This window comes from Corynebacterium sp. (genome assembly GCF_030538285.1).
Classification (GTDB): Bacteria; Actinomycetota; Actinomycetes; order Mycobacteriales; family Mycobacteriaceae; genus Corynebacterium.
Genome location: NZ_JAUNUG010000015.1, coordinates 17,185 through 42,376, shown reverse-complemented (window position 1 = coordinate 42,376; position 25,192 = coordinate 17,185). Strand labels below are relative to the sequence as shown.

Sequence of the window (25,192 nt, the reverse complement as noted above, 5' to 3'; positions counted from 1 at the left end):
CTCGCCCCGGCTTCAGTACGGCACTCAATGGAAACGTTGCGTGCCCTGCCGTCCAGCCCCGGGTTGGCCTGGTTGTTGGGTACAACCACAGTGTTTAGCGTGGCAGTTGCCGCGATGACGGTTTCGGCCACACTTTTAGGTCGCGCGGTGGATGTCGCGGAGGGGCCGGTGGAGCCCTTCGTGTGGCTGCTCGTCGCAGTGGCTGTGGCACTGCTGGTAGAGACCGCGGCCCGCGCGGCTGGCGGGTGGTTGCTCACGGCGCGTACGCGGATGATGTCGGTGGATCTGCGCCGCCGCGCGCTGGGCTCGGTGCTGCGAGCCCCGGTGCCCGATGTGCTGGAGTTGGGGACCGGCAATGTCATCACGCGCATGACGCAGGACATTGACACGGTCGTGCGGATGATGTCGGCGACCGGTATTCGTCTGGCGGTGACCATCCTCATGTTCCCGGTGACGCTGGTGGCCTTGGTGGTGATCCGCTGGGAGTTCGTTCTGGCGCTAGGGCTCACCCTGGCTGTCGTGTTTCCGCTGTTGCGCCTGGTGCTGCCGCGGATGCCGCAGGCGGCGAATATCGTGGCGACGGCGGAGGCACGTCGTAACGCGGTGCTCCTCGATACTGTCCGCAGTTTGCCGACTCTGCGTGCCCTGCACCTGGGTCCCTGGGCCCTGCAACGCACCCGCCGGGCATCGTGGGATGCGGTGCAGGCTCGGGCGGACCGCGCCCCGTTGTTCGTGCACCTGCTCGGATACGGCAACATCGCCTATGTCACGCTGCTGGCGAGCACAATGGGGCTGGCCACGTGGTTGGTGGCCCGTGACCTCATCACGGTGGGGGCGGCAACCGCCGCGATGGTGCTGGTCGTGCGTTTGGAGGGGCACGTGTTCAATTTGTTGTTCCTTGCCGGGGACATCCAGGAGGCCGGCACGTCGCTCGGTCGCGCGGTGGCGCTGGCTCGCCTGGCCCCCACGGAGGCGCGTGAGATGCCAGCGGACCTGCCGTCCCCGCCGGAAATCCGCATCGAGAACCTGCGTTTTTCCTATCCCGGGGGTGCGGTGATCCTCCCGGACATTTCCGTCACCCTGCCCGCGGGGAGCACGACGGCGCTGGTGGGAACCTCTGGGGCGGGGAAATCCACGTTGGCGGGCCTCATCGCCGGTCTGCAGCGCCCAGATGCAGGACACATCCTGATCGGTGGTGTGGATACGGCACAGGTCGATGACGCCTGGGCTACCCGTCAGGTCACCCTGCTGACCCAGGATGTGCACCTGTTTTCTGGTTCCCTCCGCGAGGACCTGCTGATGGCCGCCCCGCAAGCCCCCGACACCCGCTTGCTGCGCGCCCTGGCCAGCACTGGTCTCAGCCCCGAATCCCCGGCCTGGGCCCGACACCTGCCCGCCGGACTGGACACCCTCATCGGGGCGGGGGCGCAGCCCCTGCCGCCGGAGGTGGCCCAGCAGATCGCGCTTACCCGGGTGATTCTTCGCGACCCGCCGGTGCTCATCATGGACGAAGCCACCTCGGAGGCCGGCAGCGACGATGCCCGCGTACTCGAGGAGGCGGCGGCTGAGGCCGCCCGGGACCGGACGAGTCTCATTGTCGCCCACCGCCTCGACCAGGCGATGGGCGCCGACCACATCCTCGTCATGGAGCAAGGCAGGATCGTGGAGGCTGGCACCCATGATGAACTGCTGCAGGCGCAGGGCCGCTACGCCACCCTTTTCGCCCGTTGGAGCATGTGAGCGGAATCTCAGGTAGAACGGGTATATGACCTCTTACGCATCTGATTCCCGTTTCCCCGGCCCCGATCCCTACGCCCCGCTCAAGGACCTGCCATCCTTCCCGCTCAGCTCCACGGACCTGGCGGAAGGCGAGAAGCTCGCCGAGGAGCAGTGCGCCCCGGCGAACGTCTCCCCGCAGCTGGCGTGGTCCGACCTGCCGGAGGGCACCAAGTCCCTTGCGGTGACCTGCTTTGACCCGGACGCGCCGACGGCCTCCGGTTTCTGGCACTGGGCGGCGTTCAACATCCCGGTGGACACCTCGGAGCTGGCCACCGGCGCCGGTTCGCAGGAGGATCTGGGCCTGGACGGCGTCATCGCCCTGGCCAATGACTCCGGGCAGCGCGAGTACTACGGTGCCGCCCCGCCGGAGGGCCACGGCCCGCACCGCTATCTTTTTGCGGTGCACGCGGTGGACGTCGAGAAGCTGGACATCGACCCGGGTGCCACGGCGACGGTGTTGGGTTTCAACCTGTATTTCCACTCTCTCGGCCGGGCCATTCTCTGGGGTTGGTACGAGAACAAGTAGGCTCTTCAGGCTATGAGCCAAAAGAACTCCCGCCCCGAGCGGACCTACCGGGTGCCCGCGGCCCTGCGCGTCGGCGGTGCCTTCATGGCGCTGGCCGTCGCGCTGGCCATTTTCGCTGTCGTGGCGGTGTTCACCGACGGGTGGATGGCGCCTTTCGCCGTCACCCCGCGTTTCCTGGCGATCCTGCTCGCCGCGGTCATCCTCGGTGCTTTCGCCACGATCCGCACTGATCAGGCGTCAAGCCGCACGCAGGTGATCGCGCTGGTGGTGGCGGTCGCGCTGATCATTTTCGCGCGTTTCCTCCCTTCTGAGCCGTTGACCACCATGGCGCAGTACTGGCTGGCGATGTACGCGGTTTTCGCGTTTCTGTGCGCCCTGATCATCCGTCGGTCGATGATACCGAAGGCCTGATCGGCTGCTTATCGACGAACGCTCGTGGCGCCCCGCAGTCGGGGTACCACGAGCGTTTTTCTTCGGCTAGTCGCGCGCTGGGTTGGCCAGCCAGGGCTCACCGCAGCCGATGGCCTCGGTAATGTCGGCGAAACCGTGGCGGTGGATCTGATCGGCGATGCCGCGGTGGATGTCACGGATCCAGTCGGGGCCACCGTAGATGAAGCCGGTGTAGCCCTGGAGGAGGGTGGCTCCGGAGGCGATGCGCTCCCAGGCCTGCTCAGGCGTGGAGATACCGCCGACAGAAATTAGCACGAGCTGGTCGCCGACGCGGGCGTAGAGGCGCCGGAGAACCTCGAGCGCGCGCGCAGCCACCGGCGGGCCGGAGATGCCGCCGGCACCCATGTCGGCGACCTCGGCGGCGGGGGTCATCAGGCCCTCTCGAGAGATGGTGGTGTTGGTGGCGACGATGCCCGCCAAGCCCAGGTCGAGAGCGAGATCGGCCACTGCGTCGACATCCTCATCGGAGAGGTCCGGGGCGATCTTCACCAGCACCGGGGTGGCGGTGGATTCCTGGACGGCCGCGAGGATGGGGCGCAGGGATTCCACGGCCTGCAGGTCGCGCAGGCCCGGGGTGTTGGGGGAGGAGACGTTGACCACCAGGTAGTCGGCGAGGTCGCCGAGCAGAGAGGCGGAGCGTCGGTAATCTGCGACGGCCTCCTCAGCGGGCACCACCTTGGTCTTGCCGATGTTGATGCCGATGACGTCCTGCGACTTCCGGCGGCGCAGGTTCTCCGCGGCCGCGGCCGCACCCTCGTTGTTGAAGCCCATGCGGTTGAGGATCGCCTTGTCAGCCGGCAGGCGGAACAGGCGCGGGGTGGGGTTACCGAACTGCGGGGACGCGGTGACGGTACCCAGCTCGGAGTAGCCGAAACCGAGGGCCGACCACGTGTCGGCGGCGGAGGCGTTCTTGTCGAAGCCGGCGGCCAGGCCCAGCGGGCGCGGGAAGTTCACCCCGAAAACCTCCTGGGCCAGGACCGGGTCAGTGACCGGGACAATCTTGCCCAACAGTCGGTTGGCCGGCCCGGCGGCCTGCAGCACCTCGAGACCACCGGCGATCAGCCCGTGAATGCGTTCGGGGCGCAGCGTGAACATGCCCTTGAGGGCCAGCTGATAAGCGGAGCGACGCAGGGACATGGGAAGTCCTTCCTTAGAGTTCGGGGTCGGTGATGACCTGCACGCCACCACCGGTGGCAGAGGCGATCACGAGGGTGCCGTCCGGCAGGGCCACCAGGTTGTGGGCATCCTCGATCGTCTCGATCGTGCCCACCTCTTCCGGCACGCCCGTAGCCAGGGTGAAGGCATGGAGCTGGTTGTCGGCAGTGGTGGTGATCCACGCCAGGTCACGCTCGACGTCCCAGGCCACGGCCCACGGGCTGTTGGTGACCGGCACCGTCTGGTGCAGGCGCACTACATTGTCGGCGGTGTAGACGGCTAACTGTCCACCACGATTGTCCGACGCGAGGACCAGCCCCTCCGGGCCAACGGCCGCCTGGCCGATACCCAGACCCACGCGGAGGGTGCCGCCCTGCCTGCCGTCGCGCCAGTGAATGTCCTGGATGGTCGTGTTCTCGTGGTTGGTGCGCACCACCGCGTCATCCTGGCCGCCCACCGCGGTGGCCAGCAGCTGGGAAGTCATCCCGGCCACCGTGATGGAGGACTGCTCCTCACCCTCCACAAAAACCACCACCCGGTCGTTCTCAGCGGATCCGACGACAAGCTCGCCCGTCGACGTCAACACGGCTGAAGCCGCGGGAGCGGCGTCAGAATCGGCGACGGAATGACTGTCGACGGTGCCGTCGGCGGCGTCGATAAGCAGCACCTCATCGCCGCACGCCAGGACGAACGTCTCCTGCGTCGCCGTGAGATCAGCGCAGGTATCCGGGACGTCCACATCGTGGGTTTGCCCCGCGCGCAGCTCCTCCAGCGTGCCCAGGGTCAGCGTCGCACCGTGCCGCAGGCCAAGGACCTCGCCGGCGGCCTCCATATCGGAGATCTCGCCGGAAAATTCCATCGTCTCACCCGCCGGGGAATCAGCGGCAGGGGAGGACGCCGCCACCGCATTACCAAGATCGGGCACCTCCGGGTTGGTGGGGCTTGTGCCACAAGCAACCAGCAGGCAAACGGGGGCGGTCAGCGCCGCCAGGGCAGTCACACGTCCGGCTTTCACGTTAAATGAGCCTATCAGCGCCGCTTAGCGCGAGACATCATCCAGTGCCTTCACGATCGCCCGCGGTAACACCGTGCCACTCACACTGAGCAATTCCGCGAGCTGCTCCCGGCGCGACGCCCCCACCACCGTCGCGGCAACCCCGGCACGGTCACGTGCCCAGGCCAGCGCCACCACCGCCGGAGGGATCTCCAGGCCCTGGGCCGCGGTGCTCAACGCATCCACGACCGTATGCGCCTTCGTGCCCAGGCGGGCGTGCACCTCGGCCCGTACCCCCGGGGGCACGCCCGCGCGATAACGGCCGGTGAGGACCCCCTGCGCCAGCGGCGCAGCGGCGATCACCCCCACACCCAGGTGGCGGGCGGCGGGTATGAGCTCCTCCTCGATCCCGCGAGACAACAGGGAATATTCGGCCTGGGTGGACACCACCGCCGGGCAGGCAGTCACGGCCAGCTGCCAACCCGTGTAATCACGCACCCCCGCATACCGGGTCCGGCCTGTCCGCACCGCCCAGTCCAGGGTGTCCATCACCTCGGCAGGTGGGGTCTTGTCATCCCAATAGCCCACCGACCAAAGATCCAGATGGTCAGTACCCAGCACGGCGAGAGTCTCCTCGAGCTGCTGCACCAGCGCGCGGCGCGAACAGTCCACCCGCCGGCCCATGGGCGAATCGGGGACCACCCCGGCAGAGGAGGAGAGGATGAGATCGTGGCGGGAAACGTCAGCGTCCGCTAATACCCGGCCCAACACCTCCTGCGCCCGGCCCCCGGCATAGGAGGGCGAGGAATCGACGAGCGTGCCACCGGCGTCGCGGAACATCCGCAGCAACACCTGTGCCTCGGCAGTGTCCGTGCCCGCACCCCAGGTGGCCGTGCCGAGGCCGATATCTGAGACACGCAGTCCGCTGGAGCCCACCAATCGCTGTTTCACCCAGTCCACAGTAGTAGTACGGTTGTCCGGGTGAATGACGTGACCATCCTGGCCTCCGCGGGCGCGGCCGCTGAACAGATGTCCTGGCTCCAGGTCATCGTGCTGTCAATCGTGCAGGGCCTCACCGAGTTTCTGCCCGTCAGCTCCTCCGGGCACCTGCGTATTGTCTCCGAGCTGTTCTTCGGCGTCGACGCCGGTGCCTCGTTCACCGCCGTCGTGCAGCTGGGCACAGAGATCGCCGTGCTGGTCTTCTTCGCCAAGGAGATCTGGCAGATCCTCACCGGCTGGTTCCGCGGACTGTTCAACAAACAGGCCCGCGGTTTCGACTACCGCATGGGCTGGATGGTCATCGTGGGCACCCTGCCCGTGGCGATCATCGGCTTCTTCGGCCGGGACATCATCCGCGAGGGTGCCCGCAACCTGTGGATCACCGCCACCGTGCTCGTGCTCTTTTCTTTCGTGTTCATCTTCGCGGAGAAATTCGGCAAGAAGCAGCGCTCCTTCGAGGAGCTGAACATGAAAGACGCCGTCATCATGGGCTTCGCGCAGTGCCTGGCGCTCATCCCCGGTGTGTCGCGTTCCGGTGGCACCGTCTCGGCGGGTCTGTTCATGAACCTCGACCGCGAAGTCGCCACCCGTTTCTCCTTCCTGCTGGCCATTCCAGCGGTGCTGGCCTCCGGACTGTTCTCGCTGCCCGATGCCTTTGCCCCCCAGGCTGGGCAGGCGGCGTCCGCGCTGCAGCTGGGCGTGGGCACGCTGATCACCTTCGTGTTGGGTTACCTGTCCATCGCGTGGCTGCTACGCTTCGTCGCCCACCACTCCTTCGCCTGGTTCGCCGCCTACCGCATCCCGGTCGGCCTGGCCGTCATGGCCCTGCTGGCTTTCGGAGTGCTGCAGCCGGTGTAGCGGCGTTGTAGCGTACCCCTCTGTGCGCGGTCTGACGTAATGAGCTGGGGTTTTCCGGACGCTGCTTGCACAAAGGGCCACGTCCGCACGCGCCGTGTCGGCGCCCAGTGCTCTAACGCTAAGGTTGTTGACATGCGTTCATGGCCTCAACCCGACATCCCGCGCCTAGACGGCCCGTCCGTCCCGCTCGCCCTCCACGACACCGCCGACGGCGTCATCCGCCCCGTCGAGGCGACAGACACCGCCGGAATGTACGTCTGCGGCATCACGCCCTACGACTCCACCCACCTGGGACACGCAGCGACCTACCTCACTTTCGACCTCATCCACCGGATGCTGCTTGACCAGGGGCTTCGGGTGCACTACGTGCAGAACATCACCGATGTCGATGATCCTCTGTTCGAGCGCGCGGAACGCGATGGCGTCGACTGGCGGGAGCTCGGTTCCGGGCAGATCGACCTGTTCCGCTCCGACATGGAAGCCCTGCGGGTGATCCCCCCGCGCGACTACATCGGCGCGGTGGAATCCGTCGACGAGGTCGTCGAATTGGTGGGCAGGCTGCTCGACACCGGTGCCGCCTACGTGGTCGATGACGCGGAGTACCCGGACATCTACGCCTCCATTTCCGCCACCGAGAACTTCGGTTACGAGTCCAACTACGACCGCGCCACCATGGAGGAGTTCTTCGCCGAACGTGGCGGCGACCCGCAGCGCCCCGGCAAACGTGACCCCCTCGACGCACTGGTGTGGCGCGCCCACCGTGAAGGTGAGCCCGCCTGGGATTCGCCGTGGGGTCCGGGCCGCCCGGGATGGCATATCGAATGCTCGGCGATTGCGACGAATCGTCTGGGATCCTCCTTCGCCATCCAGGGCGGGGGCAGCGACCTGATCTTCCCGCACCATGAATTCTCTGCGGCGCACGCGGAAGCCGGCCTGGGTGTTGAGCGTATGGCGGGGCATTACGTGCATTCCGGCATGATCGGGCTGGAGGGGACGAAGATGTCCAAGTCCCTGGGCAACCTCGTCTTCGTGCACAAGCTCACCGCCGCCGGGCATGAGCCGGACGCCATCCGCCTTGGCGTGTTCGCGTCCCACTACCGGGCTGATCGTGACTGGTCGGAGGAGATTCTGGCCGACGCGGAAGCGCGGCTGGCCACCTGGCGTGCCGCCTGCCGGCAGGCTGGCTCACTGGCCGGTGCCCAGGCGCTGGTGCAGGAGCTACGCACCCACCTGGCCGCAGATCTGGACACCCCGGGGGCACTGGCGGTGGTGGACACCTGGGCGGCGGCCACTCGCGGGGCAAACGAGGCGCGAGCCGCGGAGCTGGTCCGTGACGCCCTCGACGCTTTGCTGGGCGTGCGGGTCTGAGGTTTTTCAGGGACAATGGCCGGCATGAGCATCCGCAGGGATTTCCAGAAAAATGTCGATGAGTTCATTGCCGAACTGCACGAGTTCGGCACCGGTAGCTACCTCAAGGAAGAAGAGAAGGAATTCTGGGACCAGCCCTTCGATCCGGCCGCGCTGCCGGAGTTGAAGAGCATCCTGGAAAAGCTCCTGGACACCCTCGACCTGCTCTCTGACCCGGAGGGGGAGGACCTGTCCAAGGTGGTCCAGGCCGCTATCGATGAGCTTGAGGCCTTCAACGCCAAGCATGACGGTGCCATCCTCGAACCGGAGGAGACCGCTGTGCTCAACGAACTCATCCATGACGCCTCCGCCGCAACCGGCGCGGAGGATGAGGCCCTGTCTGAACTTCCGGAGATTGATTAACCCCTTGAGTAGCTCACCCGCCGCCATCTTCTGGGATATGGACGGCACCCTTGTTGATACCGAACCCCTGTGGGAGCAGTTCACCTATGAACTCTCCGAGATGATGGGGCGTCGTCTCACACCCGAACTGCGGGAAACGACCATCGGTGGCAGTTTCCGCCACACCGTCGCCGTGTGCGCCGGGCACGCGGGCTTGGAGATCAGCGAGGATGATCATCCGCGCTACCGCGCGTTCATGAACGCGCGCATGGCGGACCTGATGCGTTCTTCTCTGGCACCGAATCCGGGGATCACCGAGCTTCTCGACGATCTCGCGCGGCGTGATCTGCCCATGCTCGTCACGACGAATACCGAGCGGACGTTGGCGAACATCTCGATCGGGGCCGTCGGTAAGCAGTATTTCCGCGACTCGGTGACCGGGGATGAGGTGCCCAGCCCGAAGCCCGCCCCCGATATGTATTTGCGCGCCGCGGAGCTGGTGGGGGCCGCACCGGGGGAGTGCCTCGTGTTCGAGGATTCCTTCACCGGGATGAGTGCGGCCGTCGCGGCCGGGTGCCGGGTGATCGGCCTGCCCTGGTACGCCGACACCGTCGTCCCGGAGGGTGTGGTGACACTGGAGTCCCTGCACGGGCGCAATGATTTCGTCCGGGTGGACGCGGACACGGTGTACCGGTGGTTCGCCCAACTGCAGCGCTGAGGTGGGCGGCGTGGAATAATGCTCCCTCGTGAAGAACTTTGACTCCCTGTTTGCTGAACTCACCGAACGTGCCGCCTCCCGCCCTGAGGGCTCGGGAACGGTGGAAGCCCTCGACAAGGGTGTGCACCACATCGGCAAGAAGATCATCGAGGAAGCCGGGGAAGTCTGGATCGCCTCCGAGTACCAGTCCGATGAGGAACTGGCGGAGGAGATGAGCCAGCTCATTTACTGGACCCAGGTCATGATGGTCGCCCGTGGGCTGACCCCCGAAGACATCTACAAGAACCTCTAGGAGCTCCGTCATGATCAAGATCGCTGTGCCCAACAAGGGCTCGCTGTCGGAGGCTGCCGTCGAGATTCTCGAGGAGGCCGGGTACAAGGGCCGCGGAGATTCCCGCGCGCTGGCCGTGTTCGACAAGGCCAACGACGTCGAGTTCTACTTCCTGCGCCCGAAAGACATCGCCATTTACGTGGCCAACGGCAAGCTCGACATGGGCATCACCGGCCGTGACCTGGCCCGCGACTCGGGGGCTGACGTCGATGAGCTGCTGCCCCTGGGTTTCGGCGCCTCCACCTTCCGCTACGCCGCCCCCGCCAACGAGACCTGGACCGTGGAGGATCTGGCCGGCAAGCGCATCGCCTCCGCCTACCCCAACCTGGTCAAGGACGATCTCGCGGCCCGCGGCCTGGAGGCGGAGGTCATCCGCCTCGACGGCGCGGTGGAGATCTCCATCAAGCTCGGTGTCGCCGACGCCATCGCCGATATCGTCTCCACCGGCAACACACTGCGCAAGCAGGGGTTAGCGCCGTTCGGTGAGCCGCTGGTCACCTCCGAAGCCGTGGTCGTCGGGCGCCGTGACCTGCAGCCCACCGGCGAGCACAACCTCGTGCTCCGCCGCATTCAGGGCGTGCTCACCGCGCAGAACTACCTCATGATCGACTACAACATCTCCCGCGAGAACCTCGAGCAGGCCTCCGCCGTCACCCCGGGTCTGTCCGGTCCGACGGTGTCCCCGCTGGCCCGCGAGGACATGGTTGCGGTGCGTGCCCTCGTGCCGCGCAAGGGAGTCAACGCCGTCATGGACCAGCTCGACGAGCTGGGCGCGGAGGCCATTTTGGCCTCTGAGCTGCGCATCGCCCGGATCTAAGTGGTGAGGTGGTCGCCGACGGGGCGTCGATAAGCAAAATCGCTACGATGGGCGATTGAGTGTTTATCCAGCGAAAGGACCGCACCATGGCCGACAACCCCGAGACCACCGCCGTAGCCCGCAAGACCCGCACCGAGGAGGATCTCCTCGGCTACCTGGAGGTCCCTGCGAATGCCTATTACGGCATTCACACGATGCGCGCGGTGGAGAACTTCCAGATCTCGCGTACCACCATCAACCACGTGCCGGAGTTCATCCGCGGCATGGCGCAGGTGAAGAAGGCCGCGGCCATGGCCAACCGGCGCCTGCACACCCTGCCCGCGAAGAAGTACGAGGCAATCGTGTGGGCGTGCGACCAGATCATCCACGAGGGTCGCTGCATGGACCAGTTCCCGATCGACATCTTCCAGGGCGGTGCGGGCACCTCGGTGAACATGAATACCAATGAGGTGATCGCGAACCTGGCGCTGGAGTACCTGGGGGAGGAGAAGGGGTCCTACGATGTCATCAACCCCAACGATGACGTCAACATGTCGCAGTCGACCAACGACGCGTACCCAACCGGTTTCCGTCTCGGGCTCTACGCCGCGCTGAGCACACTCATTGAGCAGATGGAGGACCTGCAGAAGGCGTTTCGGGAGAAGGGACGCGAGTTCCAGGACATCCTCAAGATGGGCCGCACCCAGCTGCAGGACGCAGTGCCCATGACCTTAGGCGATGAGTTCAACGCCTTCGCCCACAACCTCGCCGAGGAGCAGGCCGTGCTGCGCAACGCCGCCGACCGTCTCCTGGAGATCAACCTGGGTGCCACCGCCATCGGCACGGGTGTCAATACCCCGGCCGGCTACCGTCACCAGGTCACCGCGACGCTGGCAGAGGTCACTGGTCTGGACATCAAGTCCGCCCTCGACCTCATTGAGGCGACCTCGGATACCGGCGCCTACGTCCACGCCCACTCGGCGGTCAAGCGGGCGGCGATGAAGCTGTCGAAGATCTGCAACGACCTGCGTCTGCTGTCTTCCGGGCCGCGCACCGGAATCAACGAGATCAACCTGCCGCCGCGCCAGGCCGGCTCCTCGATCATGCCGGGCAAGGTCAACCCGGTGATCCCGGAGGTGGTCAACCAGGTGTGCTTCAAGGTCTTCGGTAACGATCTCACCGTCACCATGGCAGCCGAGGCCGGTCAGCTGCAGCTCAACGTCATGGAGCCGGTCATGGCGGAGGCGATGTTCCAGTCGATCCGCATCCTGGGCAACGCGGCCGTGACCCTGCGGGAGAAGTGCGTCGAGGGCATCACCGCCAACGCTGATGTGTGCCGCGCGTATGTGGAGAATTCCATCGGCATTGTCACCTACCTCAACCCCTTCATCGGCCACCACAACGGTGATCTGGTGGCGCGCGAGTCCGCGGAGACGGGGCGTTCGGTCAAGGAGATCGTCCTGGAGAAGGAACTGATGGATGCGGACACCCTGGAGCGGGTGCTGAGCAAGGAGAACCTCATGCATCCGGAGTTCCGCGGCCGCCTGTACCTGGATCAGTAGGGGAGCGCGTAGGCGCCCGTTTGTGTGTGATTCCACACAAACGGGCGTTTTTGCCTGCCCGTAACTGGGTTCCGGACATGGTCAGACCATAGGCTTGGGGCATGATCCTCGCCCTCCAGATCCTCATCGTCATCGGTGCCATCGTGCTCGGTGCCCGGCTGGGCTCCATCGCGATCGGCTTCGCAGGCGGTCTCGGCGTCCTCCTCCTCAGCCTCACCGGCGTGCCCGTCACGGCGGAGGACATCCCCTTCGACGTCATCGGCATCATCATGTGCGTCATCGCCGCGATCTCCGCAATGCAGCGCGCCGGCGGCATGGACTACCTTGTCCACCTCGCGGAACGCTTCCTGCGCCGCAACCCCCGCCAGATTACCCTGTGGGCGCCGGTGGTCACCTGGCTCATGACCGTCTTCGCCGGCACCGGCCACACCGCCTTCTCCACGCTGCCCGTCATCGTCGAGGTAGCCAAGGAGGGCAAGGTGCGCCCCTCGCGCCCGCTGTCGGTGGCGGTCATCGCCTCCCAGATGGCGATCGTCGCCTCGCCGATTTCTGCGGCTGTTGTCTTCATGGCCTCCCTCCTCGAGCCGCTCGGCGTCAGCTACCTCACGCTGCTGGGCATCATGATCCCCGCCACTTTCCTGGCGATCTTCCCGACGGCCCTGCTCACCAACCGTATGGGTAGGGAGCTTCTCGACGACCCCGTCTACCTCGACCGCCTCGCCAAGGGTCTGGTCCGTGCCCCGCAGGACGCTGGCCACTGGCGCCCGCAACCGGGAGCGCAGGCCTCGGTGTGGATTTTCCTCGCCGCCATCGTCGGCGTCATGGCCTACGCCACTGCGATCTCCGAGCAGGTGGGCCTCATCAATGATCCCACCCTGCCGCGCAACGAGGCCATCATGACGATCATGCTCGGAGCCGCCACCGTCATCGTGTTGGCCACCAGCATCCCGGCGGACGAGATCATCAAGACCCAGGTGTTCCGCTCCGGCATGTCGGCCTCCGTCTGCGTCCTCGGCGTCGCCTGGCTGGGCACCACGATCATCAACCACTACATCGACGACATCCAGGTACTGGCCGGAGATGTTCTCAGCGCCAGCCCCTGGCTGCTCGCAGTGGTCCTCTTCTTCGCCGCGGCGTTGCTGTACTCTCAGGCAGCCACGGCCAAGGCGCTTATGCCGGCTGCCCTGGCGATCGGTGTCTCCCCGCTCACCGCCATTGCCGCCTTCCCGGCCGTGTCCGCGCTGTTTGTCCTCCCGACCTACCCGACCCTGCTCGCTGCCGTCGAGATGGATGACACCGGCTCCACCCGTATCGGTCGTTTCGTCTTCGACCACCCCTTCATGATCCCGGGCGTGGTCAACATCGCTCTGTCTGTACTTTTCGCCTACGGGCTGGGCGCGATCCTGCTCTGAGGTTTAGCCTTGAGGCATGAGTCAGCCGCTTTCCGACGTCGCCATCGCCCAAGCCCACACCCTCGAACCCATCACGGAGATCGCCCTCCGGGCGGGGATCCCCCCGGAGGCGCTGATCACCTTCGGCCCCTATAAGGCGAAGGTGGACATCACGCAGTTGCCGAAGCGTCCGCAAGCGGGGAAGTTGGTGCTGGTCACCGGCATGTCGCCCACGCCTGCGGGGGAGGGCAAGTCGACGGTGCTCATCGGGCTGACTGACGCCATGTCCCGGCGCGGCCTCAACGCTGCCGCCGCGCTACGCGAACCCTCGCAGGGCCCGGTCATGGGGATCAAGGGCGGGGCCGCGGGCGGCGGATACTCCCAGATCGTCCCCATGGAGGACATCAACCTCCACTTCACCGGCGATTTCCACGCCATCGCCGCGGCCACCAACACGCTGGCGGCACTGGTAGACAACCACGTGCAGCAGGGCAACAAGCTGCGTATCGATGTCCGCCGCATCGTCTGGCAGCGCTGCCTCGACGTCAACGATCGTTCACTACGCGGTGTCATCACCGGTCTCGGCGGTACGGCGCACGGCACTCCGCGCGAGACGGGTTTCACCATCACCGCCGCCTCCGAGATCATGGCGGTGCTGTGCCTGGCCAGCGATCTGGAGGATCTCAAGGCCCGCCTCGCCCGTCTGACCGTGGCGTTCACCTTCGACGGCGAGCCCGTCACCGCCGAGCAACTCGGCGCTACCGGGGCACTGGCTGCCCTGATGAAGGAGGCGCTTAACCCCAATCTCGTGCAGACCCTCGGCGGCACCCCGGCGTATGTGCACGGCGGGCCCTTCGCCAACATCGCGCATGGCTGCAACTCGCTGATCGCCACGCGCGTGGCCCTGCAGCACGCCGACATCGTCCTCACCGAGGCTGGCTTCGGTTCCGATCTCGGCGCCGAGAAGTTCTTCGACATCAAGGCCCGCCACGGCGGTCTGGACGTGGCGGGTGTGGTGATCGTGGCCACCATCCGCTCCCTGAAATATAACGGTGGCATGGCCCGCACGGACCTGACGACCGAAAGCCTCGAGCACCTGCGGGAGGGCGTGGCAAACCTGGCCCGGCACGTGGCGAACATCCAGCAGTTCGGCGCGCGCCCCATCGTTGCGCTCAACCTCTTCAATACTGACACCGACGCCGAGCGGGCCTTCATGCGCGCCTGGGCGAAGGACTTCCACGTCGCGCTGGAGGAGTGTCAGGTGTGGGCCCGCGGCGGGGCCGGGGCGGAGGCATTGGCGCAGGTGGTGCTGGATAACCTCGGCACCGGCTCGGCGCCACTATACGACCCGCGTCGCGGGGTGGAGGCCTCGATCGAGACCATCGCCCGGAGGATCTACCGGGCGGAGAAGGTGGAGTACGCGCCTCAGGCGCTCAAGGATCTGGCCGTGCTGCGCGCCAACGGTTGGGATCAGTTGCCGGTGTGCATCTCCAAGACGCAGTACTCGTTTAGCGATGAACCCGGCGCACTGGGCGCCCCGACCGGCCACACTCTGCACGTGCGTGAGCTCATCCCGCGCACGGGCGCCGGTTTCATCGTGGCGCTCACGGGTGCGGTGATGACCATGCCGGGGTTGCCGGCCCGCCCCGCGGCGGAGGGTATCGACATTGGCGGCGACGGGAAGATCACCGGGCTGTTCTAGCGGTTATGTCACCGCTCTTACGGGGGCTATGAGTACTTACGGGTGGTTCAAACCACCGGGAAGTACTCATAGCCCCCGTAACATCTGTGACTTCAGTCCGCGGTCGAGCCCGGCCAGCCCGGATACTCCGGCGGGGTCCCGCCAAACGCGGGGCACAGCGACTGAAAAGAGCACCAGCCGCACAGCTTGGAGGTCTGCGGCCGAAAACGCCCCGCGGCACCGTCGGCGGCGATCTTGCCCCAGAGGTCGGCGAGATCCCGCTCGAAGTACTCCAGCTCTTCCTTCGAGGGCGCGAGGAACATGTTGTCCAGCACCTTGAGGTACATCAGTCGCAGCTGGTGGGGGATGACCCCGTAGAGCCGCCAGTACACCAGGGCGTAGAAACGCATCTGGAATTGCGCGGCCTGACTGTAGCGGGGTAGTGGTTTCTTGCCGGTCTTGTAGTCGACGACGCGCACCTCACCGGTCGGCGCCACGTCGACGCGGTCGATGAAACCGCGCACGGGCACCCCGTTGGGCAGCACGGTGTCCACGTACATCTCCACGGCGTGGGCGTCGAAACCCTGCGGGTTCTCCATCTCGAAGTAGCCGCGCAGCAGGCTGCGGCAAGCGATAAGGAAGTCCAGCAAGTCTTCCTCCGGCACCAGCTCGTTGAGCTCCGCGTCGGCTTCGACCATGGTCGCCCAGTGGGGTTTGAGCTGTTTGACGGCCGCCGGGTAGGTGCGTTCCTCCCGCGGTTGCGCGTGCATGTACTCGAGGACCGCGTGCACGAGGTTGCCCTTGACCTGCGGGATTGTCTTCGGTTCCGGGAGGCGGTCGATGGCGCGCAGCCGGTAGAGCAGGGGGCATTGCTGGTAGTCGGAGGCGCGGGAGGGGGAAAGTGCCAGCGGGCGTGGGGTGGTCATGATGGCCACCACCTTATCCGTGGCAAGCTGGACACATGAACCAGACTCTCGACTTCCTCGATTTCATTGCGGCGTCACCGAGCAGCTATCACGCCGCGCGGGTCGTTGCTGACATGCTTATCGACGCCGGCTTCCACCCCCAGGACGAGTCCGCACCGTGGGATGCCACCCCGGGTGGGCATGTGATGGTGCGCGGTGGGGCAGTGATGGCGTGGTGGGTGCCGGAGGACGCGTCCCCGGAGTCGGGCTTCCGGATCATCGGTTCCCACACAGATTCGCCCGGTTTCACCCTCAAGCCCTCGCCTGAACTGGGCACGGCCGGGTGGGCGCAGGCCGGTGTGGAGGTCTACGGCGGGCCGATCCTCGCCTCCTGGCTCGACCGCGAGCTCACTTTCGCGGGCCGGGTGGTCCTGGCGGATGGTTCCCAGCGTCTGGTTAACACCGGGCCCATCGCGCGGATCCCGCATCTGGCGATCCACCTGGACCGCTCCACAGAGCTCACCCTTGATCGGCAGCAGCACATGCAGCCGATCACCGGGCTCATCGGGGAGGGGCATACCCCGGTGTTGGAGGTGGTGGCGGGGCAGGTGGGCGTCGATAAGCGGGATATTGACGGCCTTGACCTGATCACCTGCGATGCCCAGCGCGGCGAAGTATTCGGCGCGGACGCCGAGCTCATCGCCGCCGGACGCATGGACAACCTGTCCTCGGTGCACGCCTCGCTCATCGCCTTGCTGCGCGCCATCGAATCGGGCGACACCGGCAGCGACGTCCTCGTGCTCGCCGCCTTCGACCACGAGGAGGTCGGCTCGGCATCCGCGACAGGCGCGGCCGGTCCCATCCTGGCCGATGTGCTGGAACGCACCGCCGCAGCCCTCGGCGCTGACCTGGACGCCACCCGCCGCATGTACGCCCGCTCCTTCTGTGTCTCCGCCGACGCCGCCCACGCGGTGCACCCCAATTACGTGGGCAAACACGACCCGGCCCATCATCCGATCATCGGCGGCGGCCCCGTGGTGAAAATCAACGCCAACCAGCGCTACGCCTCCACCGCCGACACCGTCGCCCGCTGGCAGCGGGCCGCCCGCGCCGCCGGGGTTCCCTCGCAGAGTTTCGTCTCGAACAACGCCATGCCCTGCGGCTCCACCATCGGCCCCATCACCGCCACCCGGCTGGGAATTCCCACCGTCGATGTCGGTGTACCGCTGCTGTCCATGCACTCCGCCCGGGAGCTGGCCGGCGTGGCGGATCAGCTGTGGTTCGCCGACGCTCTTGAGGCATACTTGATTGGTTCTTAAACGATAGGAGACCCCCGTGGCCTATTCCGGCCCCTTCCAGCCCGGCGACCGCGTCCAGCTCACCGACGCCAAGCGCAGGCACTTCACCCTCATCCTCACCCCGGGGGAGAAGTTCCACACCCACAAGGGTGAGATCCTGCACGAGCAGATCATCGGCATGGACGAGGGCTCGGTCATCCAGTCCTCCCTCGGGGCCGACTACCTGCTCTTCCGCCACCTCATGGTCGACCACGTGCTCTCGATGCCGCGCGGAGCCGCCGTGATCTACCCGAAGGACTCCGCCCAGATCCTCATCGAGGGCGACATCTTCCCCGGCGCCCGCGTGCTCGAGGCCGGCGCCGGCTCCGGTGCCCTGTCCATGGCGCTGCTGCGCGCCATCGGTCCGGAGGGCGAGCTCATCTCCTATGAGATCCGCGAGGACCACCTCGAGTTCGCCGAGTCCAACGTCGATGAATTCTTCGGCGGCCGCCCCGCCACGTGGAGCCCGCGCCTAGGTGACCTCAAGGAGGTGAAGGTCGAGGACCTCGGCGGCCCTGTCGACCGCGTCATCCTCGACATGCTCGAGCCCTGGGAATGCCTCGACGTGGTCAAGGACGTCCTCATCCCCGGGGGCGTGTTCATGACGTACGTGGCCACTGTGCCGCAGCTGATGAAGGTCATGGAAGGTATCCGCGAGCAGCAGTGCTTCACCGAGCCCAAGGCCTGGGAGTCGCTGGTGCGCGAATGGAAGGTCGAGGGCCTGGCCACCCGCCCCGAGCACCGCATGAACGCCCACACCGCCTTCCTCGTGTGGGCCCGCCGCCTGGCTGATGGGGTCACCCCGCCGCGCCCGCAGCGCCGCGCGCGGAAATAGACCCGGGCGTCTGCAAACTGCGGCGTAGTAAGAAGCGGCGAACAGGGACAATGCAGGAACTTGAACACCGTTCGGGTGGAGTTTTGCACAACGTCCCAGGGCAAACCCTAGGTATCGCCCGGGGATGAATCCGGCCCAGGGTGGTGCAGGTTACAGTTGGGGCATGAGTAACGCCGACACCACGGACGCAGTCGCCCTGCAACGCGAGATCCGGACCTTAAGCAGCCGCAACTCCAAGCTTTCCCAGCTGCTCAAGGCCTCCCGGGACAAGCTCAAGGACCTCTCCGCCCAGATCGACGCCCTCGCGGAGCCCGCCTCCACCTACGGCATCTACCTGGCCGGGGGAGTGGGCCGCGACGCCGAGGTATTTACCTCCGGCCGTCTCATGCGCCTCAAGGTCTCCCCGAACCTCAACACCGAGGAGCTCGCCCCCGGCGCGCTGGTGCGCCTGGGCGACGGGTCCATCGTGGTGGAGGATTGCGGCTTCCCCGACACCGGTGAGCTGGGCATGCTCACCGAACGCATCGGGCAGGGGCGCGCCCTGGTGGCCAACTCCACCGGGGAAGAGCGCCTGGTACGCCTGGCCGAGCCCATCGCCACCTCCGCCCGCGCCGGTGACACCCTGCTGGTCGACACTAAGGCCGGCTTGGCCTATGAGCGCATCCCCAAGACGGAGGTCTCGCAGCTTTCGCTGGAGGAGGTCCCGAATGTCACCTACGCCGACATCGGTGGCCTCGACGAACAGATCGACCAGATCCGCGACGCCGTGGAGCTGCCGTTCTCCCACCCGGATCTCTACCGCGACTACCAGCTCAACCCGCCGAAAGGTGTCCTGCTCTATGGCCCGCCCGGGTGCGGTAAGACGCTCATCGCCAAGGCGGTGGCCAACTCGCTGAGCCAGCGGGTGGGTGATGGCTCGGCCAGTTACTTCCTCAACGTCAAGGGCCCGGAGTTGCTGAACAAGTTCGTCGGCGAGACCGAGCGCCGCATCCGCCTGATCTTCGAGCGGGCGCGTGAGCTGGCGGGGGAGGGCCGGCCCGTGATCATCTTCTTCGATGAAATGGAGTCCATCTTCCGCACCCGCGGATCAGGTGTGTCCTCCGACATGGAGACCACCGTCGTCCCGCAGCTGCTCACTGAGCTGGATGGTGTGGAAAACCTCGCCAACGTCATCATCATCGGCGCCACCAACCGTGAGGAACTCATTGACCCCGCACTCCTGCGCCCGGGGCGCCTCGACGTCAAGATCCGCGTCCAGCGGCCCACTCGCGAGGGCGCGCGCGATATCTTCCAGCGCTATCTCACCGACGACGTCCCGCATGCGGAGCCGGTGGCGGATCTGATTGAGGTGGGCGTCGAGAAGCTCTTTGCGCCGCGTGCCTTCGTTGAACTGACCCTGGTGGACGGGGAGATTGAGATCCTGGATTACTCGGACTTTGTGTCCGGGGCGATGGTCGCCAACATCGTCGATAGGGCGAAGAAGCTGGCCATCAAGGACCACCTGGCCGGCATCAGCGAAGCGGGCGTGAGCCGCCAGCACATCGCGGAGGCGGTCCTCGCTGAGCAGAACGAGTCGGAGGATCTGCCGAACACGGCGAACCCGGACGAGTGGTCACGGATCACGGGGCGGCACGGCAAGCGTGTCGTCCAGGCACAAGTGATTGGATAGGGATATGAGCAGGTATATGGGCACGGAGACCGAATACGGCATCTCCACACCGACGGATCCGGGGCTGAGCCCCATCGTCACCTCGACCCACGTGGTGGTGGCGTATGCCGCGATGAACACCGGCGCGCGCTCCCGCTGGGACTATGAAGAAGAGTCCCCGCTCAAGGACACCCGCGGCTTCGACCTGCGCCGCTACCACACGGTGCCGGTCGTGGAGCCGGACGCGGTGGGTATCGCCAACGTGGTCACCACCAACGGCGCCCGCTTCTACGTCGACCATGCGCACCCGGAGTACTCCTCCCCGGAGGTCTCCAATGCCTATGACGCGCTGGTCTATGACGCCGCTGGTGATGTCATCATGCGCAAGGCCGTCGCCAATGTGGCGGAGCTCTATGAGCAGGGCGTGAGCATCCTCAAGCATCACGACCCGTGCCCGCCGCTGAAGATCTACAAGAACAACGTCGACGGCAAGGGTGCCTCTTACGGTGCTCACGAGAACTACCAGTACTCCCGCAAGACCGATTTCCAGGTGCTCACCCAGGCGCTCATCCCGTTCTTCGTCACCCGCAACGTCATCATCGGCGCCGGTCGCCTGGGCATCGGCGAGGCGGGTGAACAGGATGGTTTCCAGATCTCCCAGCGTGCCGACTACTTCCACCAGGAGATCTCCCTGGAGACGACGCTCAACAGGGGCATCGTCAACACCCGCGATGAGCCGCACGCCAACGCCGTCCACTTCCGTCGCCTGCACACCATCGTCGGTGACGCGAACATGTCGCACACCGCGAATTTCCTCAAGTTCGGCATGACGAAGCTGGTTATCGACGCCATTGAGAACGAGGTCGACTTCTCCGACCTGCGCCTGGCCGACCCGGTAGCGGAGATCAAGCGCGTCTCCCACGACCTCACGCTCACCCACACACTGCAGCTTCGCGACGGCCGCGAGCTCACCGCCCTCGACATCCTCGCGCTCTACCGCGAGCGTGTCACGGCCGTCGATGAGGTCGACGAGCGCGTCATCGCCTTGTGGGGGCAGGTGATGGACATGCTCGCCGAGGATCCTCTGTCCACCTCCCACCTCCTCGACTGGACGGCAAAGTACGCCCTGATCAAGGGTTATCTTGACCGCGGCGTGGACATCGGCGACCCGAAGCTCAAGCTCATCGATCTGCAGTACGCCGACATCGACCCGGCGAAGTCCCTCTACCACGCCCTGGTGCGCAAGGGCCGGATGGAGACCATCGCCAGCGAGGAGGAGATCAACCGGGCCGCCGAGGAGCCCCCGGCCGATTCCCGCGCCTGGTTCCGCGGCGCTGTCTCCGCGCGTTTCCCCGACGACGTCATCGCCGCCAGCTGGCAGACGATGATCCTCAAACACTCCGAGGGCACCGCCCGTTTCCAGACCAATGAGGTGGATAAGCTCACTCGGGAGCACGTGGGGGAGATCATCAACTCCTCCGCCGACACCGACGAGCTGATCGCCAAGTTGACCGGGGTTAACTACGCCCCGGACCACTACGTCACCCACCACAACAAGTCCCACATCAACAAGCCTCACCAGCACTAGAAGGAGCACCCCCATCATGACCGGACCCCAGTCCCAGATCTCCGCCGGCGGCGGCCACGACAACAACAACGATGACGCCTTCGAGGCCGGCCAGGCCCAGCTCAACACCACCGGCACCGATGATCTTCTCGATGAGATCGACGGCCTGCTGGAGACCAACGCCGCCGAGTTCGTCCGCTCCTATGTGCAGAAGGGCGGCCAGTAAGTGATCTTCGCCCGCCGCATCATGGGCGTGGAGACCGAATACGGCATCACCGCCACCACCGGTGATGGCACCCGTTCGCTCACCCCGGATGAGATCGCGCGCTACCTGTTTCGCCCGATCGTCGAGAAGCACTCCAGCTCGAACATCTTCACCCGCAACGGCTCCCGCCTCTACCTTGATGTGGGCTCCCACCCGGAGATCGCCACCGGCGAATGCGACAGCCTGACGCAGCTGCTCAACCATGAGCAGGCGGGGGACATGGTCGTCGACAAGCTCGCCCAACGCGCGGAGGAAGTGCTGGCTCAAGAGCGTATCGACGCCCGCGTCTACCTCTTCAAGAACAACGTCGACTCAGTGGGCAACTCCTACGGCTGCCACGAGAACTACCTCGTCGGCCGCCACCTGCCGCTGAAAAGCCTGGGCAAGCAGCTGCTGCCGTTCATGATCACCCGCCAGCTCATCTGCGGCGCCGGCATGGTGGGGCGCGCGACGGGTGGTTTCCAACCCGGCTTCGTGCTCTCCCAGCGTGCGGACCAGGTGTGGGAGGGCATTTCCTCGGCGACGACCAGGGCCCGGCCGATCATCAACACCCGCGATGAACCGCACGGCGATTCCGAGCGCTTCCGCCGCATGCACGTCATCGTCGGTGACTCGAACATGTCGGAGACGACTTTCGCCCTCAAGGTCGGTGCGACCCTGCTCGTGCTCGAGATGGTCGAGGCGGGCGTGGAGCTGCCCGACTTCGAGATGGACAACCCCATCGGCCACATCCGCGACATCGCCCGCGACATGACCGGCGCCACCGAACTGCTGCTCAAGGACGGCGGCACCGTCACCGCCCTCGAGGTACAGGAGGCGACACTGGCAGCCGCCACCGACTGGCTGGACGAGCGCCCCGATGAGGGCACCCCGACGGAGGAGTTACGCCGGGCCGTGGACCTGTGGACCCGCCAACTGCAGGCCATCCGCACGCAGGACTTCTCGCAGGTGGACCGGGAAATCGACTGGGTGATCAAGCTCAACCTGCTCAACCGCTACCGTGAGCGCCTGGGGGAGGACTGGACCAACCCGAAGCTGGCCCAGATCGACCTCACCTACCACGACATCCGCCCCGGCCGCGGCCTGTTCCCCCTGCTCGAATCCCGCGGGATGGTGGAGCGCTGGACGACGGATGAGGCCGTTGCGCGGGCTGTCGATACGCCTCCGGAGACCACCCGCGCCCGGCTACGCGGCCAGCTCATCGCGCGCGCTGCGGAGCTCGGCGCGCCGATCACCACCGACTGGGTGCACCTGAAAGTCAATGAGCCGGAACCGCAACTGGTGGAACTTCTTGATCCTTTCTCGGCCGTTGACGCGCGCGTCGATAAGCTCCTGGCCTATCTTGATGAGAACGCAGGTGCCTACGGAAGGTCATAGATGGGCAAGCAGGACAAGGCGGTCCACCGTCTGATGAACCTAGTGTTCGCGCTCCGGGAGGCGGATCGCCAGGGTGGGCGCATGCTCACGCCGGAGTGGATCCGCCGCCACGTCGACGGTTACGACGACGGTAACCGGGACGCCTTCCACAGGCGTCTCACGCGCGATATCGTCACGTTGGGGCGCGCGGGCGTACCGCTGGAGCAACGGCGTTCTGAGGACGGCGGCACCGCCTACCGACTGCTCAACGACCGCTACGAGCTCCCCGAGGTGACCTTCACCCCGGAGGAGGCCGCCGTGCTGGGTCTGGCCGGGGACATGGGGCAAAGCAGTGAGCTGGGCGTGTTCGCCCGCTCCGGCTGGACGAAGCTGGCGGCGTCAGGGGTGAGCCGGGACCTGCAGGAGGCACCGGTGTTCACCGCCGTCAACGACACCCACCGCCTGTCCCCGCAGATGCTGGGCAACATCCTCACGATCATCCGGGAGGGGCTGCGCATGAGCTTCGACTACGTGCCCACCCCGACCTCCGAGCCGGTACGCCGGACGATGGATCCGTGGGCGATTGTGCCGCTGCAGGACAAGCTCTACCTCGTCGGCCACGACATCGACCGCGACGCCCCGCGCTCTTTCCGCCTGCTGCGCATCTCACAGGTCTACGCCAAACGCGAGCCAGCGACACACCCGCAGCCGACGCAGGACCTGCAGTCAATCGTCGAGGATTCCCTGCGGGCGATGAACCAGCGTGTCGACGCCGTGCTCACCATCCCCGCAGGCGTCGCCTTCGAGCTCAGTGATGCCGGTCAGCGCCTGGCAGACGGTCGTTTTTCGCTTATCGACGTCGACCGTTCCTGGCTGGTGCGCACCGCCAGCGGATTCGCCCCGGAGGTTATCGTCCACGAACCCGCCGATGTCCGCGAGGATGTCATCGCACTGCTCCAGGAGGCCGCCCGATGAGCCAGACCGTGGATTCGACCGGCAAGCTCGATACGCTGGTCCGCGCGCTCAACCTCATTCCCTACTTCCAGGCCCACCCGGATCGCTCACTCATGGAAGCCGCCAAGGACCTCGGGCGCGACCCCGCCTCCCTTTACGAGGAGATCCAGCGCCTGGCCTGCTGCGGCGTCGGCCGCTGGCCGGAGGAGCTGGTGGACCTTAAGGCCGACTGGTCGAAGGTGTCGATCGCCAACTCCCAAGGCATGGATCGCCCCCTGCGCCTGACGCCCACCGAAGCGGGTGCACTGCTGCTCACCTTAGAGTCCCTGGAGGCCGTGCCGGGGCTGGCTGACCGCGCGGCCGTGATGTCTGCCGCGAGGAAGCTGCGCGACATCATGGGTGATCGCGCTGTCGCCATCTTCGACTCCCTTGCCGCGGAGGACCCGGCAGAGGCCACCCCGCAGGAGCTTCTGCGGGAGGCCATCGCCGGGGGACACCGCGTCGCCTTCACGTACCGTTCCCAGTCCTCGGACACCACCCGCCGCCGTGTTGTCGACCCAGCGAAGATTTTCGTCACCGGCGGCGAAACCTATCTCACTGCCTGGGAGGAAGAAGCCGGGCGGCACAAGAACTTTCGCGCCGACCGCATGAGTGACATCGAAATCCTGGACGAATCCGCCCAGCCACACCTGGATTCCCTGCCCTTCGATGAGAAGGACCCCTTCGGCTACCGCATGATCGCCGACCAGGCCGACCTGCTCATCCACCCCGAGCACACGTGGATCGCCGACTATTTCCCCATCACGCTGGGGGAGGTGGCCGCCGATGGCTACGTCCACGCCCGGATGCCGGTCGGATCAAAGGACTGGTTCATCCGCTTCGCCCTCGGCCAGGCCGACCGGCTGCGCGTCATCGGGCCGCAGGTCTTGGTGGAGGAAGTGAGTCGGAGGGCGGCATCGGCATTGACAGCGTATGATCAAGGCCCTACGTTCGACACCAACCGAACTTGTCTCGAGAGGTAATACACACATGACCCCCGGTCCCTGGGAAATCCTGATCATCGTGCTCGTCGTCGTGCTGCTGTTCGGCGCTAAGAAGCTTCCCGACGCCGCACGTTCCATCGGCCGCTCCATGCGCATCTTCAAGTCTGAGGTCAAGGAGATGGGTAACGACGATCAGCCACAGGCCCAGCAGCCGCAGCAGCCCCAGCAGGGCCAGATCGCCCCGCCGCAGCAGCCTCAGCAGCCGGCACCCCAGCAGGACTTCTGGGAGCAGCCGCAGAACCAGCCGAACCCGAACTACGATCCGCGCCAGCAGAACCCGAACCAGTAGAGCA

25 protein-coding genes are annotated in these 25,192 nt (G+C 66.1%); 21 read left to right on the top strand and 4 right to left on the bottom strand.

The features are described from left to right. Positions 1–27: 27 nt before the first annotated feature. The 3 genes from Q4G50_RS06905 to Q4G50_RS06895 are packed head-to-tail and all read left to right on the top strand — an operon-like array spanning position 28 to position 2,716. Complete coding sequence (locus Q4G50_RS06905) at positions 28–1,740, top strand: ABC transporter ATP-binding protein (protein ID WP_303376933.1); 1,713 nt, start codon at positions 28–30, stop codon at positions 1,738–1,740. Between the two features lie 25 nt (positions 1,741–1,765). Further along, positions 1,766–2,305, top strand: coding sequence for a YbhB/YbcL family Raf kinase inhibitor-like protein (locus tag Q4G50_RS06900; protein WP_303376915.1), 540 nt, complete (start codon positions 1,766–1,768; stop codon positions 2,303–2,305). A 12-nt stretch (positions 2,306–2,317) separates the two neighbouring features. Further along, positions 2,318–2,716 (top strand): hypothetical protein, encoded by a 399-nt coding sequence (locus Q4G50_RS06895; protein ID WP_303376914.1) that lies wholly within the window; start codon positions 2,318–2,320, stop codon positions 2,714–2,716. Between the two features lie 66 nt (positions 2,717–2,782). Here Q4G50_RS06895 and Q4G50_RS06890 read toward each other — a convergent pair whose 3' ends face one another. From Q4G50_RS06890 to Q4G50_RS06880, 3 genes are read right to left on the bottom strand one after another with little or no spacing between them, the layout of a single operon-like run. Next, entirely contained in the window at positions 2,783–3,892 is a 1,110-nt protein-coding gene (locus tag Q4G50_RS06890) for a quinone-dependent dihydroorotate dehydrogenase (protein ID WP_303376913.1), read from the bottom strand. A 13-nt stretch (positions 3,893–3,905) separates the two neighbouring features. Next, positions 3,906–4,925 carry a hypothetical protein gene (locus tag Q4G50_RS06885; RefSeq protein WP_303376912.1) on the bottom strand — a complete coding sequence of 340 codons (1,020 nt, stop codon included), beginning with the start codon at positions 4,923–4,925 and terminating at the stop codon, positions 3,906–3,908. A 24-nt stretch (positions 4,926–4,949) separates the two neighbouring features. Then, positions 4,950–5,855 carry an aldo/keto reductase gene (locus Q4G50_RS06880; RefSeq protein WP_303376911.1) on the bottom strand — a complete coding sequence of 302 codons (906 nt, stop codon included), beginning with the start codon at positions 5,853–5,855 and terminating at the stop codon, positions 4,950–4,952. Between the two features lie 78 nt (positions 5,856–5,933). Between Q4G50_RS06880 and Q4G50_RS06875 the strand changes: the two genes are divergently transcribed. From Q4G50_RS06875 to Q4G50_RS06835, 9 genes are all read left to right on the top strand, one after another. Further along, complete coding sequence (locus Q4G50_RS06875; RefSeq protein WP_303376932.1) at positions 5,934–6,761, top strand: undecaprenyl-diphosphate phosphatase; 828 nt, start codon at positions 5,934–5,936, stop codon at positions 6,759–6,761. Between the two features lie 132 nt (positions 6,762–6,893). Continuing rightward, positions 6,894–8,129 (top strand): cysteine--1-D-myo-inosityl 2-amino-2-deoxy-alpha-D-glucopyranoside ligase, encoded by a 1,236-nt coding sequence (gene mshC / locus Q4G50_RS06870; protein WP_303376910.1) that lies wholly within the window; start codon positions 6,894–6,896, stop codon positions 8,127–8,129. A 24-nt stretch (positions 8,130–8,153) separates the two neighbouring features. Further along, entirely contained in the window at positions 8,154–8,531 is a 378-nt protein-coding gene (locus Q4G50_RS06865) for a hypothetical protein (RefSeq protein WP_303376909.1), read from the top strand. A 4-nt stretch (positions 8,532–8,535) separates the two neighbouring features. Continuing rightward, a complete protein-coding gene (locus tag Q4G50_RS06860) occupies positions 8,536–9,228 on the top strand; it encodes an HAD family phosphatase (RefSeq protein WP_303376908.1) in 693 nt (230 codons plus the stop codon). Positions 9,229–9,256: 28 nt separating this feature from the next. Next, positions 9,257–9,520, top strand: a complete 264-nt coding sequence (locus Q4G50_RS06855; RefSeq protein ID WP_303376907.1) for a phosphoribosyl-ATP diphosphatase — start codon at positions 9,257–9,259, stop codon at positions 9,518–9,520. Positions 9,521–9,530: 10 nt separating this feature from the next. Further along, on the top strand, positions 9,531–10,376 hold the full coding sequence (gene hisG, locus Q4G50_RS06850; protein WP_303376906.1) for an ATP phosphoribosyltransferase: 846 nt from the start codon (positions 9,531–9,533) through the stop codon (positions 10,374–10,376). Positions 10,377–10,462: 86 nt separating this feature from the next. Further along, entirely contained in the window at positions 10,463–11,917 is a 1,455-nt protein-coding gene (gene aspA / locus Q4G50_RS06845) for an aspartate ammonia-lyase (protein WP_303376905.1), read from the top strand. Positions 11,918–12,018: 101 nt separating this feature from the next. Next, entirely contained in the window at positions 12,019–13,329 is a 1,311-nt protein-coding gene (locus Q4G50_RS06840; protein ID WP_303376904.1) for an anaerobic C4-dicarboxylate transporter, read from the top strand. A 16-nt stretch (positions 13,330–13,345) separates the two neighbouring features. Then, a complete protein-coding gene (locus Q4G50_RS06835; protein WP_303376903.1) occupies positions 13,346–15,010 on the top strand; it encodes a formate--tetrahydrofolate ligase in 1,665 nt (554 codons plus the stop codon). A gap of 92 nt (positions 15,011–15,102) precedes the next feature. On the opposite strand, the gene Q4G50_RS06830 is transcribed toward Q4G50_RS06835, so the two are convergent. Beyond that, positions 15,103–15,915 (bottom strand): RecB family exonuclease, encoded by an 813-nt coding sequence (locus Q4G50_RS06830; protein WP_303376902.1) that lies wholly within the window; start codon positions 15,913–15,915, stop codon positions 15,103–15,105. 35 nt (positions 15,916–15,950) lie between these two features. On the opposite strand from Q4G50_RS06830, the gene Q4G50_RS06825 reads away from it, so the two are divergent. From Q4G50_RS06825 to tatA, 9 genes are all read left to right on the top strand, one after another. After that, positions 15,951–17,213: a M18 family aminopeptidase gene (locus Q4G50_RS06825; RefSeq protein ID WP_303376901.1), complete on the top strand. Its 1,263-nt coding sequence runs from the start codon at positions 15,951–15,953 to the stop codon at positions 17,211–17,213. Between the two features lie 16 nt (positions 17,214–17,229). After that, positions 17,230–18,066 (top strand): tRNA (adenine-N1)-methyltransferase, encoded by an 837-nt coding sequence (locus Q4G50_RS06820; RefSeq protein WP_303376900.1) that lies wholly within the window; start codon positions 17,230–17,232, stop codon positions 18,064–18,066. 163 nt (positions 18,067–18,229) lie between these two features. Beyond that, positions 18,230–19,735 (top strand): proteasome ATPase, encoded by a 1,506-nt coding sequence (gene arc, locus Q4G50_RS06815; protein WP_303376899.1) that lies wholly within the window; start codon positions 18,230–18,232, stop codon positions 19,733–19,735. Positions 19,736–19,739: 4 nt separating this feature from the next. Then, positions 19,740–21,302 carry a depupylase/deamidase Dop gene (gene dop, locus Q4G50_RS06810; protein ID WP_303376898.1) on the top strand — a complete coding sequence of 521 codons (1,563 nt, stop codon included), beginning with the start codon at positions 19,740–19,742 and terminating at the stop codon, positions 21,300–21,302. A 16-nt stretch (positions 21,303–21,318) separates the two neighbouring features. Next, entirely contained in the window at positions 21,319–21,507 is a 189-nt protein-coding gene (locus tag Q4G50_RS06805) for a ubiquitin-like protein Pup (protein ID WP_303376897.1), read from the top strand. 21 nt (positions 21,508–21,528) lie between these two features. After that, a complete protein-coding gene (gene pafA / locus Q4G50_RS06800) occupies positions 21,529–22,923 on the top strand; it encodes a Pup--protein ligase (RefSeq protein ID WP_303376931.1) in 1,395 nt (464 codons plus the stop codon). Continuing rightward, positions 22,924–23,877, top strand: a complete 954-nt coding sequence (locus Q4G50_RS06795; protein ID WP_303376896.1) for a YafY family protein — start codon at positions 22,924–22,926, stop codon at positions 23,875–23,877. Next, on the top strand, positions 23,874–24,878 hold the full coding sequence (locus Q4G50_RS06790; protein ID WP_303376895.1) for a YafY family protein: 1,005 nt from the start codon (positions 23,874–23,876) through the stop codon (positions 24,876–24,878). The genes Q4G50_RS06795 and Q4G50_RS06790 overlap by 4 nt, the downstream gene beginning before the upstream one ends. 7 nt (positions 24,879–24,885) lie before the next feature. Then, complete coding sequence (tatA, locus tag Q4G50_RS06785) at positions 24,886–25,188, top strand: Sec-independent protein translocase subunit TatA (RefSeq protein WP_303376894.1); 303 nt, start codon at positions 24,886–24,888, stop codon at positions 25,186–25,188. The last annotated feature ends 4 nt before the right edge of the window (positions 25,189–25,192 follow it).